Consider the following 17,173-nt stretch of genomic DNA (forward strand, 5'->3'; position numbering starts at 1 on the left):
CGACAAACCTCATCTGCTCCCTGGCTCAGAGACTCGGGTGTTCCACGCCTACGGAACGAGGACGCGTCAACTCCAGACCAAGCGGGAGCGTCCACAGGGCAAACACCTCGATAACCTAAAAATTGGCTGGCCTACTATCGCTGTCTTGCCTATATTGTTTTCAATACAGCCACGACGCCTCTGCTGCGGCATGCGTTACCACGGTGGCTTTTTTTTAGCCCTCCGTCGGAACAGACGCCATGAAACTGACCAAGGTCACCTTGCAGAATTTTCGCCGCTTCGAGACCCTCGAAATTCCGCTGGAAGGGTGTTCACAGGTTCTTTTTGTCGGCAATAACGGTGCTGGAAAGAGTTCCATCCTGGAAGCGACTGCTGATGGACTCAGTTGGCTGGTGGCCCGCATCCACCGAGACAAGGGGAGTGGCAGTAGCTTGAATGATGGCGAGATCCTGAACGGCAAAGCCGAAGCGGCCATCACGCTTGAAGTGGAACATAGACAGGAGTCGTTCCGGTGGTCCCTGGTCAAAACCCGGACAGGGCGCAAAAAAACCAGAGAGAGCCAACTGACCGACGCCACCCGGCTGGCAGATCAGTTCCGCACGGCTTTGGGCCAGGACGACGCCGAAACCTCGCTGCCTCTCATGGCCTACTACCCGGTGGAAAGGGTGGTTCTGGATGTTCCTCTAAAGATCAAGATCAAACACAAGTTCGGCCAGTTGGACGGATACGATAACGCCTTGCAGCAAGGGGTGGATTTCCGGCGTTTCTTTGAGTGGTTCAGAGATCGGGAAGACAGTGAAAACGAATCGACGACCAACTTTACGGACCATATACTTAAATTCTTGAAGGAAGCCGATCAAGAACAATTATGGCAGGAACTCGTGCGTCTGCGCACTTCCACCAAAGACCGGCAACTGACAGCCGTGCGCAGTGCCATCATGACCTTCATGCCTGGTTTCACCAACCTGCGCATCCAACGCCGCCCCCGCCTGCAGATGGTGCTCGAAAAGGATGATCAAACCTTGGATGTTGGTCAACTCTCTCAGGGAGAGAAGTCTCTGATGGCTTTGGTTGGGGATGTTGCCCGACGTCTGGCCATGATGAACCCGGCCCTGACCAATCCATTGCACGGCGAGGGAATTGTGCTGATTGATGAAGTGGATTTGCACCTGCACCCCAAGTGGCAACGGACCATACTTGGCAATCTGGCCAACACGTTTCCCAATGTGCAATTCATTCTGACCACCCATTCTCCCATTATCATCAGCCAGGAGCGAAATGTTTGTGGTTTCGTTTTGACCGATGGCGACATGCAACGTATTGGGTCTGTCTATGGTCTTGATGTCAATCAGGTTCTACTTCAGGAGATGGATACGGATGTTCGTGCGCCCGCAATTCAGAAAAAAATCGACGAACTTCTGAATGCCATTCAAAGCGGCGAAGCGGAACAAGCCCAATCCCTGTTGATTGAACTGGAAGAGCAACTGCCTGCCAATCATATGGAGGTCGCCAAGGCCCGCCTGTTGTTGCAAAGGCTGCATGCCAAAAAAGTACAACAAAGAGAGACCGTTGCTGGAGCTCTCTTGAAGCGGTTGGAGACTGGGTGTGAGAACAATTCATAAAGGCAATCCGCCACAAGAGTTTTTGACATGGATTCGCAACCATCCCCATGGGGTCTATTCTGACCTTGACAAGACTTCTGAAGGACGGGAGGTGCGCCGCGCCATCCGGTGCGCGGCCATTGTCGAGCAGCACTGTTTGTGCGCCTATTGCTGTACCCGAATAGATGGGAGTACCAGTCATAACGAACACATTGCAGCGCAGTCCATGGCACCGAATCATACCGTTGATTTTACCAATATCGTGGCTTCGTGCAATTCAAGAAACCAGTGCGGCGACGCTCATGGCAACCAGATGTTGCCTCTGACACCGCTCGATCCGGCCTGTGAAACAGAGCTTAGGTTTTTTATTTCCGGTGCCGTTCAGGGAATGACCACAAATGCCACAGAAACCATCCGCGTTCTCAATCTGAATGGTCGCAGTCCGTGCGGAGTGCGCAAGAGTATGGTGGACGCCCTGATTTATGGTGCGGGTGAGTCACCGACAGGCTTGAGTCTCCTGGACGACGATTTGTTGGGCATCCTTGCAAATGAGCTAAAGCAAGTGGATGTAGATGGCTGTCTGCTCCCCTACGCGCCTATATTGTCCAACATCATCCATCAGTTATTGACTGCCTGATGATGCACGCGACTTTTGCGACACGCGGTCAGCCTTTCATCGATGCGGCGGGTGTGCTGCGCGGAGTCGGTCTGTTGGCGCGTTGAAACGGCAAGCCAGGCAAGAAGGGCACAGGCTTTGTCCAACCTTTGGAACCGCATGATCACTGGCCTGTAGACGTCTCGTACCTCAACGTCGCCGGGACGTTTTACTACCTGTGCAGCGTGTTGGACGGCTGTAGCCGATTCATCATCCATTGGGAGATTCGGGCCTCCATGGTCGAGCAGGAGGTCGAGATCATTCTGCAACGCGCTCGGGAGTTGCATCCTGAAACCAAAACACGCTGTCAGGCGCCGGTGAAGCCGCAGAAGACCAGACGCGGCATCCAGGTGTCGCCGATGCGGTCCACGCGGATGCGCGCCAGGGCCGCGTAAGGGACGGTGATGCGGGAGAGATGTTCCAGCGGGGTGAGCAGCACCAGCGAGAGCAGCACGCGGATCACTCCGCCGTGGGCGATGATCAGCACCCGTTCGCCGGGTCGATGGCTGTTCAGGGTGTCGTGCCAGAACCCTTGCAGTCGGGTATGTACGTCGCGCAGGTTGTCGCCGCCGGGCGGCGGATTTTCCAGGGGGTTTTTCCAGAAACGGGTCAGACGGTCGCCGTCGGCGGCCAGGAGTTCGGCGGAGGTGCGTCCCTCCCAGTCGCCGAAGCTCATCTCGCGCAGTCGCGGATCGATGCGCGGAGTAAGCTTCACCCGTTCGCCCAGGGCATGGGCAAAGGCGGCGCAGCGGATCAGCGGCGAGGAGAAGAGGTGATCCCAGGGGCCGTGATCGCGGGTGGTGGCCCACATCGCCTCCCACCCTTCCGGGGCGAGGGGATCGTCGAGCTTGCCGCGATACTTGACGCCGCCCACCGGCGCGCCATGCCGCAACAAATCGATGACCAGGCTGCTTTCACCGGAACGGTTCTTGAAATCGGGAGGGATCATGGCGTGGGAGGCGTCGATTCGTGCAACAGGGCGCAGGCGGCGCGGATCAGGGGAATGGCGGCCAGGGCGCCGGTTCCCTCGCCGTGGCGCATGTCGAGGTTGAGGATCGGGCGTTTGTCCAGGGTGTGGAAGATGGCGAATTGACCCGGTTCGGCGGCGCGATGGCCGAAGATCATCCAGGATTTGAGCGGTGGATGGAGGGTGACCGCCACCAGGGCCGCGACCGACGAGCAGAAGCCATCGACGACGGCGGTGATGCCGAGTTGGCCGCAGGCGATGTAGGCGCCACACAGGGCGGCGGTATCGAAACCGCCGAGGCGGCGCAGCACGTCGAGGGGGGTGGAGAAGAACCGTTGGTGGTGATCGACGGCCTGTTGGATCACGGCGGCCTTGCGGACCAACAGTTCCGGCGTGCCGTGGCCGGAGCCGGGACCGGCGATGCTTTCGGGAGGCAGGCCGAGCAGGGCGCAGGCGATGGCTCCCGCCGCGGTGCTTTTGCCGGCGCCGATCTCGCCGCCGCCGAACAGAACGCACCCTTGGGCCGCGGCCCGTTCCACCGCCTCGCGACCGGCGGTCAGGGCGGTGTGGAGTTGTTGATCGCTCATGGCCGGCGTGGCGCGAAAATCGGTGCTGCCGGGGGCGATGCGTCGGCGGATCAGGCCGGGGATGTCGCCCGGATCGTGCATCAGGCCCACATCGACCACCTCGAGTCGCGTGTCCAGGGCGCGGGCCAGCACCGCGCTCGGACTGCCGCCCTGGATGGCGTTGCGGACCAGGCTTGGCGAGACTTCCGGGGGCATGCCGGCCACGCCGGCGGCGCAGACGCCATGATCGGCGGCAAAGAGGGTGATCTGGCAGGGATCCGCCCTGGGATCGAGACGGTTTTGCATGCCGGCCATGCGCGTGGCCAACTCCTCCAGGACGCCGAAGGAGCCGGGAGGGCCGGCCAGACGGGCGAACTGGTCCCGCGCGGCCTGGGTTCTGGCGTTGGAGACGGGTTGGATGGGGTGTTGATGCCAGGCGGAAGTCAACGGGGATCTCCAGGGTTGTAACTTGGGTCGATACGACAAGACTCTCTTTGGAGAGAATAGCGCAGAAGCGTTTTTTTCGAAAGACCAAAGGGGCGCGGGGAAAAATTTCTTGATCAGACCATCGGCCCGGTTGCGGTTGGCGGGCGTGGCGGGTAAACTGAAACGTTCGTATTATCGTAACATCCGCTTTCGAAGGAGTCGTCATGCGGGAGATCGTGATCGGACTGGTGACCCAAGCCCTGGAGCGGTTGCGCGGCGAGGGGGTGCTTTCCGAAGAACTCAACGAGACCTTTTTGCAGCGTAACGCCGGTTTCAAGGTGGAGCGTCCGCGGGAGCGACTGCATGGGGATTTCTCCACCAATGCCGCGTTGATCCTGGCCCGTCCGGCGGGCATGAAACCCCGTGATCTGGCTCAGCGTCTGCTCGCGGCCATGCCCGTGGAAGGGCTTCACGGCGTGCGTTGCGAGATCGCGGGACCAGGATTCATCAACTTCCACATCGCTCCGGAGCGGCTGCGCGAACTGATCCCGGAAATCCTCACGCGCGGTCGCGCGTATGGTCGTTCCAAGCGCGGCGCGGGGGAGCGGGTGCTGGTGGAGTTCGTTTCCGCCAACCCGACCGGGCCGATGCATGTCGGTCATGGTCGCGGCGCGGTCACCGGCGATGCCATCGCCCGCCTTTTGGAGGCGATCGGCTGCCAGGTGGAACGCGAATACTACATCAACGACGCCGGCGCCCAGATCGACGTGCTTGGTCGTTCGGTGCTCTACCGCTACCAGGAGTGTCTGGGTCGGGCGGTGACCCCGCCGGCGGATCACTATCCGGGCGAGTATGTCATCGACATCGCCCGCGATCTGGTCGCGCGGGACGGGGATCGCTGGGTCGAGGTGCCGGTGGATGTGGTCAGGCCGCCCGTCGAGGTCATCGATTTCGCCATCGCGTGGGTGATGCGTGAGATCAAGACCGATCTGGAGTCCATGGACATCCACTTCGACACCTGGTTCTCCGAGCGCACGTTGCATGCCGGCGGCGGCATCCAGCGCGCCCTGGACCATCTGGCCGTCAACGACTGGCTTTACGAAGGGGTGCTCGAGCCCCCCAAGGGTCGCGAGGTCGCCCCGGAGGAGATGGACGGGCGGGTTCATCTGCTGTTTCGCGCCACGCGGGCGGGGGACGATTCCGACCGCCCGCTGCTCAAGTCCGACGGCTCGCCCACCTATTTCGCCGCCGACATTGCCTATCATTACCACAAGGCCCAACGCGGTTATACCCGTCTGATCGACGTGTGGGGCGCGGATCATGGCGGCTATGTCAAGCGGGTTCAGGCCGCCATCGAGGCCATGACCGGCCAGAAGGATCTTCTGGACGTGGTGCTCACCCAGATGGTCAATCTGACCCAGGGGGGCAGACAGGTGCGCATGTCCAAGCGGGCCGGCACCTTCGTCACCCTGCGCGAGGTGATCGACGAAACCGGTTCGGACGCGGTGCGTTTCTGGTTTCTGGGCCGCTCCTCGGGTGCGGGAGTCGATTTCGACCTCGATCTGGCCAAGTCCAAAAGCAACGACAACCCGGTCTATTACGTGCAATACGCCCATGCCAGGGTGCATGCCGTGCAGGTCAAGCTCAAGGAGCGTGCGTTGTCGGATGAGCCGGGCGATCTGGATCGTCTGACCGCTCCGGAGGAGCTGAATCTCATCCGTATGCTCGGGCAGTTCCCGGAGGTGATCGAGGGGGCGGCGTTGAGTCTCGAGCCGCATCGGGTCACCTATTATCTGTCGGAACTGGCGGCGATCTTTCATGGTTATTACAATCAATACCGCATCCTCGACGAGGATCCGGCATTGCGAGGTGCTCGTTTGGCGTTGCTCCGGGCGACCGGACAGGTGATCGCCAACGGGTTGAACGTATTGGGTGTCAACGCTCCGGAATCGATGTGAACCCACGTTATCCAACCACCCGGCAGTTCCGGCGGCATCGGAACGAACGCAAACTGGGTCGCCCCCTGCTGGCGCTGGGGTTGTTGGCGGGCGTGGGGCTTTATTGGATCTTTTCCGGCCCTTCCACGCCCAAGCGTCAGCCGGAGATGGCATCCGTGGCCGAGACCCGCGCCTTGGAAGAGGAGATCGCCGCTCACCTGAAAACCACCCAGACCGCCCCAACCACCGCCGCGCCGGCCAGCGAGACGGGACGCAAGGAGGCCTTGCCCGACAATCCGGAAAATCGCCGCGCGGCGGTGATCGATTCCCCCTCCCTGACCGATCCGACCGGTCGTCTGGATGCCCCGGAGACTCTTCCGGTCGTCGATCCGATCATCAAGGATCCCGCGCGCGTGGCCGCGTTGAAAAATCTGGCCGCCGCTCCCGCCAGGAAATCCGCCGAGGAGTCCAGGTCCAAATCCAAGGATGCGGCCAAAACCGGCGATGGGAAGTCCGGGGATGGCAAATCGGGTGACGCGGCCAGGGAGCCGGTTGTCGTTCACGAGGTCAAGAAGGAGTCCCATCCCAAGGAGGAGGGCGGCATGCCATCGGCCCCTGCGGATCTGCCGCCCAAGTCCAAGCCGCCGGATCTGGACATGACCTTTTATCGGGAGTTGCCGAAGCGCAAGGTGGTGGTGCCGCTGGAAGAGCCGCTGGACCAGGCCGGCAAGCCCGTCGCGACCACCGCCGAGGCCAAACCCTCCCAGACGGAGAAGAACAACGGGCGTCCCGGTGCGTATGTCGTGCAGTTGGCGGTGTTCAACGATTCGCAGCGCGCCTCGGCCATGGTCGCGGATTTGCAGCGGCGCGGGGTGCCGGCCAAGGTGGTCAAGAGCAAGGAAGGGACGTTGTACCGGGTGCGTTTGGGACCGTTCCCAACCCAGGCCGAGGCGAATCGCATGATGAATCAGTGGAAGCTTGGCGGGCAGTCGGCGTTGATCTTTCAGGATCACGAGGGGTAGGGGCCGGGGAAGAGGTCATGGCGTCGGGCGACCTTGCCGGTCATGGGGCCTTCCCCGATGTGCCAGATGGATCAACAGGTCGTCACCGGTTTTTGTCCGCAACGGACGGATCCGGGATGACCACTCAGATACGCTCCGAGCCGCTCGCAGGTGACCGTGGATCCAGAACTTCCCATCGGGTCGGATGACTCCCACCCCCTCGAAACCCCCTATACGTCGCTCTCCGCCTGGATCACCTCCTGGCGCGCCCTGCTCGAACGCCTGTCCGAATGGCGCGCCGCTCTGGGCCAAACCCAACCCCTGCCTGCCGAGGAACGGCTGCGCGAACTGCTCGACGCCCGCGCGGAACTGCTCGACGCCCGCCGCGAGGTGCGACGCATCGCCAGGGCTGAAGGTCGCGACCTTCCGATTCCGGATGTCTCCCCATGGCGCTCGGCGATCAACGCCTACCGCTGGCATCGCTTCGAGGCGCTGATCGCCGAGGCCGGCGAGGAACCCACCGCCGAAACCCGCGCCATCGACCGGCAACTGGTCCACGAAGAGACCCTCGATCCCCAGTCGCTCTTTTTGCTGCCCTATTGGAACTACTTCGGCAAACTCAACAAGGCTCTCGACCAGTTGCGCCTGCAACGGGAGACCGCGGCGGTCACCCGCATCCATGAGTTCCACGCCCTGTTTCCCGCCCGCGAACGGTTGCGTCGGGTTACCATGTATCTGGGTCCGACCAACTCCGGCAAGACCTTCCAGGCCCTGCAACGTCTGATCGAGGCGGAAAACGGCATCTATCTGGCGCCGTTGCGTCTTCTGGCGCTTGAGGTGGCGGAAACCCTCAACGAATGGGGCGTCCCCTGCAACATGATCACCGGCGAGGAGCGGGTGCTGGTCGAGGGGGCGCGGCATACCGCCTGCACCATCGAGATGCTGCCACTGGCCAAACGCTACGAGGTGTGCGTGATCGACGAGGCGCAGATGCTGGGCGATGTCGATCGCGGCTGGGCCTGGACCCAGGCGATTCTGGGCGCGCGCGCCGAGGAGTTGCTGATCATCGGCGCGCCGGAGGCCCGTCCTGCCGTGGAAAAACTCCTGGCCCTGACCAACGATCCCTCCGAGGTGACATACCTGGAACGGCTGGCGCCGCTGCAACTTCTGCAAAAGCCGATCAAGAACCTCAAGGATCTGGAACCGGGCACGGCCATCATCGTCTTTTCCCGTTCGGCGGTGTTGGGTTTGAAGGCCGAAATCGAACAGCGCACCGGTCAGCCGACCGCCGTGCTGTATGGGGCGCTGCCGCCCGAGGTGCGCCGGATCCAGGCCCACCGGTTCGCCAGCGGCGAGGCGTCGCTGCTGGTGGCCACCGATGCCATCGGCATGGGGTTGAACCTGCCGATCCGCACCATCCTCTTTGCCCAGGACGCCAAGTTCATCGACCGGGTGGAGGTGCCCCTGACCCCCATGGAGGTGCGTCAGATCGCCGGTCGCGCCGGTCGCTACGGCAAGAACGAGGTGGGGTTCATCGGCACCTACCTGATTTCGATGGGTCGCATCGCCGCCGGCTTTCGCACCGATCCGCACCCGGTGCGACGTGCCCATCTGGCTCCCAATCTGGAGCATCTGCTGGCCATCGCCTCGCTGCGGGGCGAGCGCAACCCCTCCCTGGCACGGCTGTTCTCGATCTTCACCCAGACCGTGAAACCCGATCCGGCGGTTTACGAACTGGCCGATCTGGAAGATCAAACCGTGCTGGCGCGCATCGTGGATCGTCACAAGAATCTGGATCTGGAGACCCGCTTCACGCTTTCGGCGGCTCCGGTGCCGTTGCGGGAGGCCATGGCCGTATCCGCCTTCGAGAGCATGACCGCCGCCGTGGCGCGGGACAAGAGTCTGTCACTCGCCAAGGTGCTTCCCGAGGATTACGGTGGGCGTGGGGGTCGATTGGCCTTTCTGGAAGGGTCGATGCGCATCGTCAGCCTTTACTGCTGGCTCCATTTCCGGTTTCCGAACCACTTTCCGGATCTGGAGTTGGCCGAGGCGCGGCGGCGGGAGATCAATCGCGAGATCGGGACGTTGTTGAAACGCGAGCGCAAGCTGGATCGTCACTGTTCGATCTGTGCCGATCCCCTGCCGCCGGGCTACAAACACCCGGTGTGCGACAGTTGCTGGAATGCCCGTCGGCCAGGGGGAGGGGTGGCGCGGGTTCGACGCGGCCCGCCGTTCCGGCATGCGGGTCCGCGTGTGGGGAGGCAGGGTTGAACAGCCGGGGACCTCACGGCCCCCGGCAAACGTGACCAGCGGTCCCGCTTTTTCGTTCAGGCATCCGCCAGCACGGAAACGCCGGGCAGATCCTTGCCTTCCAGCAACTCCAGAAAGGCCCCGCCACCTGTCGAGATGTGGGAGATTTTTTCCGCCACGCCGGCCTGGGCGATGGCCGCCTCGGTATCCCCGCCTCCGGTCACCGACAGCGCCGACCCCTGCGCGATCGCATGGGCCAACGCCATGGTTCCGTTCGAGAAGGCCGGCACCTCGAACATCCCCACCGGACCGTTCCAGACCACGCAGGCAGCCTTGGCGAGATGGTCGGCAAACAACTTGACCGTCTCCGGTCCGATGTCCAACCCTTTCCAGCCGTCGGGAATCCGATCCGCCGGCACCACGCGGGTTGCGCCCGAACCATCGGTCGATTCGGAGACCACCGCATCCACCGGCAACACCAGGGCCACCCCCGCCTCACGCGCCTTGGTTTCGGCCTGCCGGGCGATCTCCAACATTTCCGGCTCCACGAGTGACGCCCCCACCTGTCCGCCACGGGCCAGGATGAAGGTGAAGGCCATGGCCCCACCGATGAGAATCGCATCCATCTTGCCCAGCAACGATTCGATCAACTGGATCTTGGTGGAGACCTTGGAGCCCCCCAGCAAAGAGAGCACCGGACGCTCGGGCGCGATCATGGCGCGGTGGAAAAAGGCCAGTTCATCGGCCATCAGCAGACCCGAGACCGCTGGTGGAACCAGCCTGGCTACGCCGACGTTCGAGGCGTGGGCACGATGGGCGGTGCCGAAGGCGTCGTTGACCACCACATCGGCCAGACGGGCGAACCCGGCGGAGAGTTCCGGATCGTTCTTCTCCTCGCCCGGACGCAGACGCACATTTTCCAACAACATCACATCGCCCGGCGTCAAGGCGTTCACCATCGCCTCGACCTCGGGTCCGATGCAGTCCGGGGCCAAGGGGACCGGTTTGCCGAGCAGTTCGGAAAGCCGCGTCGCGACCGGTTTGAGGGAGGGACCGACCCCATTCTTGGGACGGCCCAGATGGGAGGCCAGAATCACCCGTCCGCCGCGCTCCATCGCATTCAGGATGGTGGGAAGGGATTTGCGGATGCGCGCATCCGAACCGATGGAACCATCGGCGGCCATCGGGACATTGAAATCCACGCGGATGAACACCCGCTTGCCAGCGACATCCAGATCGGAGATGGTCTGTTTCAACATGCTCGACTCCTGACGAATTTGATCAATGGGCATGATGGAGGGAGAATCCCTTGCCCCGGACCGTGAACCTCCGTGACGGGGTTCCAGGCGGCACCTGGGAGCGGGGACGACGGTGTGACCGTTCGGGTGATGTTTTTCGAACGCCACCCTTTTCAAATAGCATGACCGCGCGCGCATGCAAAGTCAAAGCATGCGATCGCCCCTGGAACCAAACCAACCGCTCACGGCTTCAAGAACCATGTATGTTCCCCCCTTCCCAGGGTATAAAGGAACGGAAGTCGCAACCGCTTCCGGCGTCAGCCGCACAGCTTCGCCGCGATCTCCCTTCCGGGTTGCGTGGAGACGGCGACTGTGCCGCGCATGCGGGAGGCCTGTGCGCGGCCCGGTCGGGCGGCGGGCGAGGGAGATCGGGGAGCGACGACGGATGGGCGTCCGCGCGGACAGGCTCCCTGGGCGTTGGGTCAGGATTCGAGACAATTGGCAAGGACCGGTCAATCGATGTCGAAGGGTTGCTTTCACTGTGGACTGGAAATCCCGTCCAACGTTTCCATTCAGGACGAAGAGCGGGCATTTTGTTGCACCGGATGCCTGGGCGCCTGGCGTCTGATTCACGGTCTGGGTCTGGACGAATATTACCTCCGCCGCGAGGGGGTGGCCGGAACCCGTCCCGAGGAGAACGATCGCGCGGCCCTGGCTCCGTTTGACGATTCGACCTATCAGAACAGTCTGGTCGCCGAGGTGGACGGAGGCCGGGAGGTGTGTCTGTTGATCGACGGCATTCACTGCGCGGCCTGCGTCTGGTTGAACGAACAGATGTTGCGGCGTCTGCCCGGCGTTTCCGATGTCTGGATCAATTTTGCCACGCATCGCGCCCGAGTGCGCTGGAATCCGGATCAAACCCGACTGTCGGAGATCATCGGAACCGTGCGCGGCATCGGCTACCGCGCCGAACCGTATGATCCGACCCTCGGCGAAAAGGGGCGGGCGCGTCGTGACCGGGCGTTGCTGTTGCGGTTGGGGGTGGCCGCCTTCGGGGCCGCCAACGTGATGTTCATCGCTGTGGCCCTCTATGCCGGCTATTTCCAGGGCATGGATCGCGAGGCCAAGAACTTCTTTCACTGGGTCTCCCTGATCCTGGCCACGCCGGTGATTTTCTACAGCGGCAGCGTGTTCACCCGCGGGGCCTGGAACGGCCTGAAACTGGGACGGCTGACCATGGATCTGCCCGTCGCCCTTGGGGCGTGGGTGACCTATCTGTACAGCGTCGTGGTCACGCTGCGCGGCGTGGGCGAGGTCTATTTTGACTCGGTGACCATGTTCATGTTCGTGCTGCTTACCGGGCGTTTCCTGGAGTCGATCGCGCGCGGCAAGGCCGCCGGCTCCATGGAACGATTGATCAATCTCGAGCCGCGTCAGGCGGTGGTGCTGCGCGACGGGGAGTCGGTCACGGTGCCGGTGCGGGATGTCCGGGTCGGCGACCGGGTGGTGATCAAGCCCGGTGAACGGGTGCCGGTGGACGGCAGCATCGAGTCCGGGGTCACCAGCGTGGACGAATCGATGCTGACCGGTGAATCCCTGCCCGTGACGCGGGGACCGGGCGCGATGCTGGTGGCTGGCACGCAGAACCTGGAAGGCTCCGTGATTCTGATGGTGGAGCGCATCGGCGAGGAGACCGCCCTGGCGCGCATCCTGCGTCTGGTCGAGACCGCCCAGGCCGAACGACCGGCGATCCAGGGGGTGGCGGATCGGGTGGCGGCCCGGTTCATTGCCATCGTGCTGGTTCTGGCCGGCGTGACCCTGGGGTATTGGTTGTGGCGCGATCCGTCGCGGGCTCTGGAAAACAGCGTCGCGGTGTTGATCATCACCTGTCCGTGCGCGTTGGGACTCGGAGCCCCGGCGGCCATGCTGGTGGCCATGGGAGCCGGCGCGCGTCTGGGCATTCTGTTGAAGAACGGCGAAACGGTCGAACGGCTCGAACGGGTCACGCGGGTGGTGATGGACAAGACCGGCGTCTTGACCCTGGGTCTGCCTCGGGTGGAGCGGATCGTTCCGCTCGGCGACCGGGACGAACGGGAGGTTCTGACCCTGGCGGCAGCGGTCGAACAACACTCGGAGCATCCGGTGGGACGGGCCATTCATCGGGCGTTCCAGACACACGGCTGGCCCATGCCCCACCAGGTCGTCGATGCCCGCAACGTGCCCGGTCTGGGCATGGAGGGGGTGGTGGATGGCCATCTCGCGAGGGTCGGGCGTCTGGAGTTCGTGGTCGAGGGTGGGGAAGATCTGGGCCAGGCTCCGGATGATCTCAAGGAGGCCTGCACCTGGAGCGCCTGTGGCGTGGATGGGCGGTTGTGGGGTTGGATCGGCCTGGCCGACGCCATCAAGCCTCACGCCCGCGAGGCGGTGACGGCGTTGCGCGAGGCGGGTTTGCCGGTGACCATGCTTTCCGGGGACCGGCGCGCGGTGGTGGAACAGGTGGGCGCGGAAACCGGCGTGGAGCAGGCCGAAAGTGCGTTGCTGCCCGAGGGGAAGGAGCAACGCATCGCCGAGATGCAACAATCCGGCGCGGTGGTCGCCATGGTGGGCGACGGGGTGAACGATGCCCCGGCCCTGGCGCGTGCCGACGTGGCCATGGTGGTGGCCAATGCCACCGATCTGGCTGTGGCCTCCGCAGACGTGATTCTGCTCAATCGTGAGTTGTCCACCGTGCCCATGGTGTTCACCCTGGCGCGTCGCACCTTGCAGATCATTCGTCAGAATTATCGTTTTTCGTTGTTCTACAATCTTCTGGCCATCCCGTTGGCCATGGCTGGCTGGGTTTCGCCGATCGTGGCGGCGATCGCCATGCCGCTTTCCAGTCTGGTGGTGGTGGGCAATGCCTTGCGGTTGCGGGATTTGGAAAAGAAAAAGTGAATCCGGTTAGGGGGGTGCGATGAATGCGATCTTTATTTTGTTGCCGATCGCGGTGTTGTTGAGTCTGGTCGGGCTGGGCATGTTGATCTGGTCGGTGCGCAAGGGGCAGTTTGACGATCTGGAGGGGCCGGCGCACCGGATTCTTTTTGAGGATGATCAGGCGTTGATCCCGGAGAGGGTGAAGAAGGAAGAACGTGATTCGGTGGAGGATGGGGGTGAGGGGCCATCTTCTTCACGATAACGGTGTTGTGGCGTCGCAACATCCCCAACGATGAAAGATCAGGGGGGCGTTTGTGTCGGTCTCCAACACGCTTTCACCAGGATTGGCAACGATTCAGGGCGGATTGGTCCCTCTTTATTCATCCCTCCCCGGTATTCGCAGATTCGGGGCGGATTGGCCTCCCTTTTTTCAGGCTCCTCGCTGTTTCACGTGGGTAGGGTAAAGTTTAACTTGCCTCCGATGAGGTAGGCCATGGTGATGAAGTTGGCATCCGAGCGGTAGCCTCTGGCGCGCGCCTTGGCAGCCTGGAGGGGGCTGTTGAAGCCCTCAACCAAGCCGGTGGTCAGGAACCAGTTGAGTACACCATCCCAGTGATTCTTGATGGTTTTGGCGGCAGCCACCATAGGCGGCAGACGGCTATGGGTTGCCCAGAAGTACCATTTTTTCAGGAACGCTTCGCCTTTCTGGCGGGAATGGGTTTGGAAAAGTTCCTGGAGTGTCAGACGGATCTGATAGGCCCTGGCGGTCTTGAGGTTGCGCTCCTTCAATGTCGCCAGCGTGGCTTGTTGTTTGGCAGTCAGGTTGGCCGCCTTGCCAAAACACCTCTCAGCCTGGAACGATACTGCCGACCTGCATGAACTGCCGGAGGGGTGGGCATGGGTTTCGATGGATCAAATTCTGATAGCCATTGAATCTGGGAAGAATATATGATGCGATGAGCATCCTCCGACGACAGATGAAATAGGTATTGTAAAGGTGATTTCATTAACCTTTAGGATTTTTAACGAACTTGAAAGTAAGATCGTGACGGACTATTCAATAATTGATATAAATAATAAAATATATTCTTAATATTTTCTTATTTGGTCGCGCGAACACCAAAGAGTTCGTATAAGGCTTATCTAATCAGTCTGTCAAATTAGCAAAGATTTGCTTCTGAGTGATAAAATTCTCCGTTTTCATTTTTCAATTAATCTTAGGGCGTATTGATATTTAATAATCTGATCTATATCCTGTTTTGCAGGAGGTAGGACATGGATCGATTTTTATTGCGTGATGACCAATGGGAACGGATTGTAAACCTTCTGCCCAGAAGAAGAGGCTATCCAGAAAAAAGAGGAAAGAGGATCATAGATTATTCATCGAAGCGGTCCTCTGGATTACCCGTACTGGTGCGCCATGGCGTGATCTTCCTCTATCCTATGGGCGATGGAATAATGTTTGTAAACGATTTTTTCGTTGGATAAAGAACGGAACCTGGGAGCGAGTCCGGCAAGCCGTTTCTGATGATCCCGACCTTGAAGCGCTGCTGATTGACAGTACTATTGTGCGCGTTCATCAGTATGCTGCTGGGGCTCAAAAAAAATGGTCCCCAGGCTATCGGACGTTCCAGAGGTGGTCTAACGACAAAAATTCATGCTGCGGTGGATGCTTTGGGCAATCCCTTGAAGTATCTTTTAACAGGTGGTCAAGAGGCGGATATCACCCAGGCGCACGCCTTGATTGAAGGATTGGATCCGGAACTGGTGATTGCCGATAAGGGGTATGACGCGAATCACTTCGTGGAAACGATTGAGGCAAGGGGAGCTGAACCTGTCATCCCTCCCCGAAGCAATCGTCTCACCCCGCGAGAGTATGACAAATACTGGTACAAGGATCGCAATCTTGTAGAGAGGTTTTTTAACCGTATCAAGCAGTTTAGACGTGTTGCTACTCGCTATGAGAAGCTGGACAAATGTTTCGGAGCCATGATTGGTTTTTGGCTTGCACAATGATCTGGCTTGAATAGATAAGATGGTTTTGTTGAATGTCAACACGCCCAGTGGTCGTGGGAGGGGGACGGCATGAGTTGGTTGCTTTTCATCGACGAGAGCGGTCAAGACCAGGGCGCATCGCCTTACGAGGTTTTGGCGGGTGTGGCGGTTGAAGATCGTCAACTTTGGCCACTTATCCAGGAAATCGGCAAGGCGCAGGAGTATTTTTTTGGGATTCGGCGCTATCAACAGCGAGATGAAGAGGCCAAGGCCAAAAAAATCTTGAAGAGCAAAACATTTCGTCTGGCAAACCAAGAGGCGCCAATATCGGCAGTTGAACGCCGATTGTTGGCACTGCAAGCCTTGACCGATGGTGCCCATGCCACAAGGAGACAGTTGACCGCAATGGGCCAAGCCAAGATCGCCTATGTGGAGAGAGTGCTAGAACTTTGTCAAGATTTTTCTTGTCAGGCCTTTGCCAGCATTATCCCCAAATCGGCCCAACGGCCTGCCATGCTGACCGACCCGGACGAGGCCATGCGCGTTTTGCGCAAGGATTACTCCTATCTTTTTGAACGGTTTCACCACTTCTTGAATGTGCGGCAGCATGGTTTGATGGGGCTTGTCATCTTTGATGAGTTGGAAAAGAGCAAAAGCCATTTACTGATCCGTCAGATGGAAGGGTATTCTCTGCGCACTATGAAGGGTCGCAAGCGGGCCAGGTTGGTGATCCCTGAACCGATGTTCGTGCACAGCGACCTGACAACCATGATTCAGGTAGCTGATTTGGTGGCCTATATCATTTCTTGGGGGGTAAAATTGCCAAAAATGATAGAACCTAGACGGGAGGAGCTTGCTTCGTTGGCGGAAAAGGTTCTCCATCTGCGTTATCGCCACCGAACGCTTGGAGGTTACGACACATGGGGATTCACATTGATTCAGTCGTTGATCCCTGCTCCCAGGGCATAAAAAAAGGCAATGCGCCTTAAGGGCGACAAAGCCTCCGGGAATCAATATAGCAAAATGTAGAAATTCAGATCAAGGGAAAAATGAGCGACTCCTCTTCACTGGTATCCAAAGTCTGGAACTATGCCCATATTCTCCGGGATCAAGGAATCTCTTACGGCGATTATGTGGAGCAGATCACCTTGCTGCTCTTTCTTAAGATGGCTCCTTGCTGTTTCACGTGGGTAGGGTGAAGTTTAACTTGCCTCCGATGAGGTAGGCTATGGTGATGAAGTTGGCATCCGAGCGGTAGCCTCTGGCCCGCGCCTTGGCGGCCTGGAGGAGGCTGTTGAAGCCCTCAACCAAGCCGGTGGGCAGGCCGCTATGGAACCAGTTGAGCACACCATCCCAGTGATTCTTGATGGTTTTGGCAGCAGCCACAATGGGCGGCAGACGGCTATGGGTTGCCCAGAAGTACCATTTTTTCAGGAACGCTTCGCCTTCCTGGCGGGAACGGGTTTGGAAAAGTTCCTGGAGTGTCAGACGGATCTGATAGGTCCTGGCGGTCTTGAGGTTGCGCTCCTTCAATGTCGCCAGCGTGGCTTGTTGTTTGGCAGTCAGGGTACCCGGATTCTTGAGCCAGATGTAGCGGGTCTTGGACAGCGCTGCTTCCAAGAGA

Annotated in this window: 14 protein-coding genes and 2 pseudogenes; 11 read left to right on the forward strand and 5 right to left on the reverse strand. The window is 60.3% G+C overall.

Annotated features, from left to right (window positions below):
• Positions 1 to 239 precede the first annotated feature (239 nt).
• From ACOY6C_RS06030 to ACOY6C_RS06040, 3 genes are all read left to right on the forward strand, one after another.
• Positions 240 to 1,622, forward strand: coding sequence for an AAA family ATPase (locus tag ACOY6C_RS06030; RefSeq protein ID WP_420904591.1), 1,383 nt, complete (start codon positions 240 to 242; stop codon positions 1,620 to 1,622).
• Complete coding sequence (locus tag ACOY6C_RS06035) at positions 1,606 to 2,238, forward strand: HNH endonuclease family protein (RefSeq protein WP_420904592.1); 633 nt, start codon at positions 1,606 to 1,608, stop codon at positions 2,236 to 2,238. The genes ACOY6C_RS06030 and ACOY6C_RS06035 overlap by 17 nt, the downstream gene beginning before the upstream one ends.
• 128 nt (positions 2,239 to 2,366) lie before the next feature.
• Positions 2,367 to 2,651: a DDE-type integrase/transposase/recombinase gene (locus tag ACOY6C_RS06040; protein ID WP_420904593.1), complete on the forward strand. Its 285-nt coding sequence runs from the start codon at positions 2,367 to 2,369 to the stop codon at positions 2,649 to 2,651.
• On the opposite strand, the gene ACOY6C_RS06045 is transcribed toward ACOY6C_RS06040, so the two are convergent.
• A complete protein-coding gene (locus ACOY6C_RS06045) occupies positions 2,564 to 3,205 on the reverse strand; it encodes a histidine phosphatase family protein (protein WP_420904594.1) in 642 nt (213 codons plus the stop codon). The two genes, ACOY6C_RS06040 and ACOY6C_RS06045, sit on opposite strands and share 88 nt — an antisense overlap.
• Positions 3,202 to 4,236, reverse strand: a complete 1,035-nt coding sequence (gene cobT / locus ACOY6C_RS06050) for a nicotinate-nucleotide--dimethylbenzimidazole phosphoribosyltransferase (protein WP_420904595.1) — start codon at positions 4,234 to 4,236, stop codon at positions 3,202 to 3,204. Before cobT ends, ACOY6C_RS06045 begins: the two co-directional genes overlap by 4 nt.
• Before the next feature lie 203 nt (positions 4,237 to 4,439).
• Between cobT and argS the strand changes: the two genes are divergently transcribed.
• From argS to ACOY6C_RS06065, 3 genes are all read left to right on the forward strand, one after another.
• Positions 4,440 to 6,173 (forward strand): arginine--tRNA ligase, encoded by a 1,734-nt coding sequence (gene argS, locus ACOY6C_RS06055; RefSeq protein ID WP_420904596.1) that lies wholly within the window; start codon positions 4,440 to 4,442, stop codon positions 6,171 to 6,173.
• A complete protein-coding gene (locus ACOY6C_RS06060) occupies positions 6,170 to 7,174 on the forward strand; it encodes an SPOR domain-containing protein (protein WP_420904597.1) in 1,005 nt (334 codons plus the stop codon). The genes argS and ACOY6C_RS06060 overlap by 4 nt, the downstream gene beginning before the upstream one ends.
• 150 nt (positions 7,175 to 7,324) lie before the next feature.
• Positions 7,325 to 9,424 (forward strand): helicase-related protein, encoded by a 2,100-nt coding sequence (locus ACOY6C_RS06065; protein ID WP_420904598.1) that lies wholly within the window; start codon positions 7,325 to 7,327, stop codon positions 9,422 to 9,424.
• A gap of 56 nt (positions 9,425 to 9,480) precedes the next feature.
• Here ACOY6C_RS06065 and ACOY6C_RS06070 read toward each other — a convergent pair whose 3' ends face one another.
• Positions 9,481 to 10,662 carry a phosphoglycerate kinase gene (locus ACOY6C_RS06070; RefSeq protein WP_420906089.1) on the reverse strand — a complete coding sequence of 394 codons (1,182 nt, stop codon included), beginning with the start codon at positions 10,660 to 10,662 and terminating at the stop codon, positions 9,481 to 9,483.
• A 498-nt stretch (positions 10,663 to 11,160) separates the two neighbouring features.
• On the opposite strand from ACOY6C_RS06070, the gene ACOY6C_RS06075 reads away from it, so the two are divergent.
• Positions 11,161 to 13,575, forward strand: a complete 2,415-nt coding sequence (locus tag ACOY6C_RS06075) for a heavy metal translocating P-type ATPase (protein ID WP_420904599.1) — start codon at positions 11,161 to 11,163, stop codon at positions 13,573 to 13,575.
• 19 nt (positions 13,576 to 13,594) lie between these two features.
• Complete coding sequence (gene ccoS, locus ACOY6C_RS06080; protein ID WP_420904600.1) at positions 13,595 to 13,816, forward strand: cbb3-type cytochrome oxidase assembly protein CcoS; 222 nt, start codon at positions 13,595 to 13,597, stop codon at positions 13,814 to 13,816.
• A 185-nt stretch (positions 13,817 to 14,001) separates the two neighbouring features.
• Here the strand turns inward: ccoS and ACOY6C_RS06085 are convergent, their stop codons facing one another.
• Positions 14,002 to 14,463 (reverse strand): transposase, encoded by a 462-nt coding sequence (locus ACOY6C_RS06085; protein WP_420906090.1) that lies wholly within the window; start codon positions 14,461 to 14,463, stop codon positions 14,002 to 14,004.
• Between the two features lie 366 nt (positions 14,464 to 14,829).
• Between ACOY6C_RS06085 and ACOY6C_RS06090 the strand changes: the two are divergent.
• The 3 genes and pseudogenes from ACOY6C_RS06090 to ACOY6C_RS06100 form a co-directional block, all read left to right on the forward strand.
• Positions 14,830 to 15,584: pseudogene (locus ACOY6C_RS06090) on the forward strand (IS5 family transposase).
• A 55-nt stretch (positions 15,585 to 15,639) separates the two neighbouring features.
• The gene (locus tag ACOY6C_RS06095; RefSeq protein WP_420904601.1) at positions 15,640 to 16,518 is read left to right on the forward strand and encodes a DUF3800 domain-containing protein; all 879 of its coding nucleotides are present in this window, start codon (positions 15,640 to 15,642) and stop codon (positions 16,516 to 16,518) included.
• Between the two features lie 80 nt (positions 16,519 to 16,598).
• Positions 16,599 to 16,718 (forward strand): annotated as a pseudogene (locus ACOY6C_RS06100) (type I restriction-modification system subunit M N-terminal domain-containing protein); the annotation flags it as partial.
• Between the two features lie 13 nt (positions 16,719 to 16,731).
• On the opposite strand, the gene ACOY6C_RS06105 reads toward ACOY6C_RS06100, so the two are convergent.
• The gene (locus ACOY6C_RS06105) at positions 16,732 to 17,169 is read right to left on the reverse strand and encodes a transposase (protein WP_420904602.1); all 438 of its coding nucleotides are present in this window, start codon (positions 17,167 to 17,169) and stop codon (positions 16,732 to 16,734) included.
• Positions 17,170 to 17,173 lie beyond the last annotated feature (4 nt).

It is taken from the genome of Candidatus Magnetaquiglobus chichijimensis (assembly GCF_045865675.1).
Lineage (GTDB): Bacteria > Pseudomonadota > Magnetococcia > Magnetococcales > Magnetaquicoccaceae > Magnetaquiglobus > Magnetaquiglobus chichijimensis.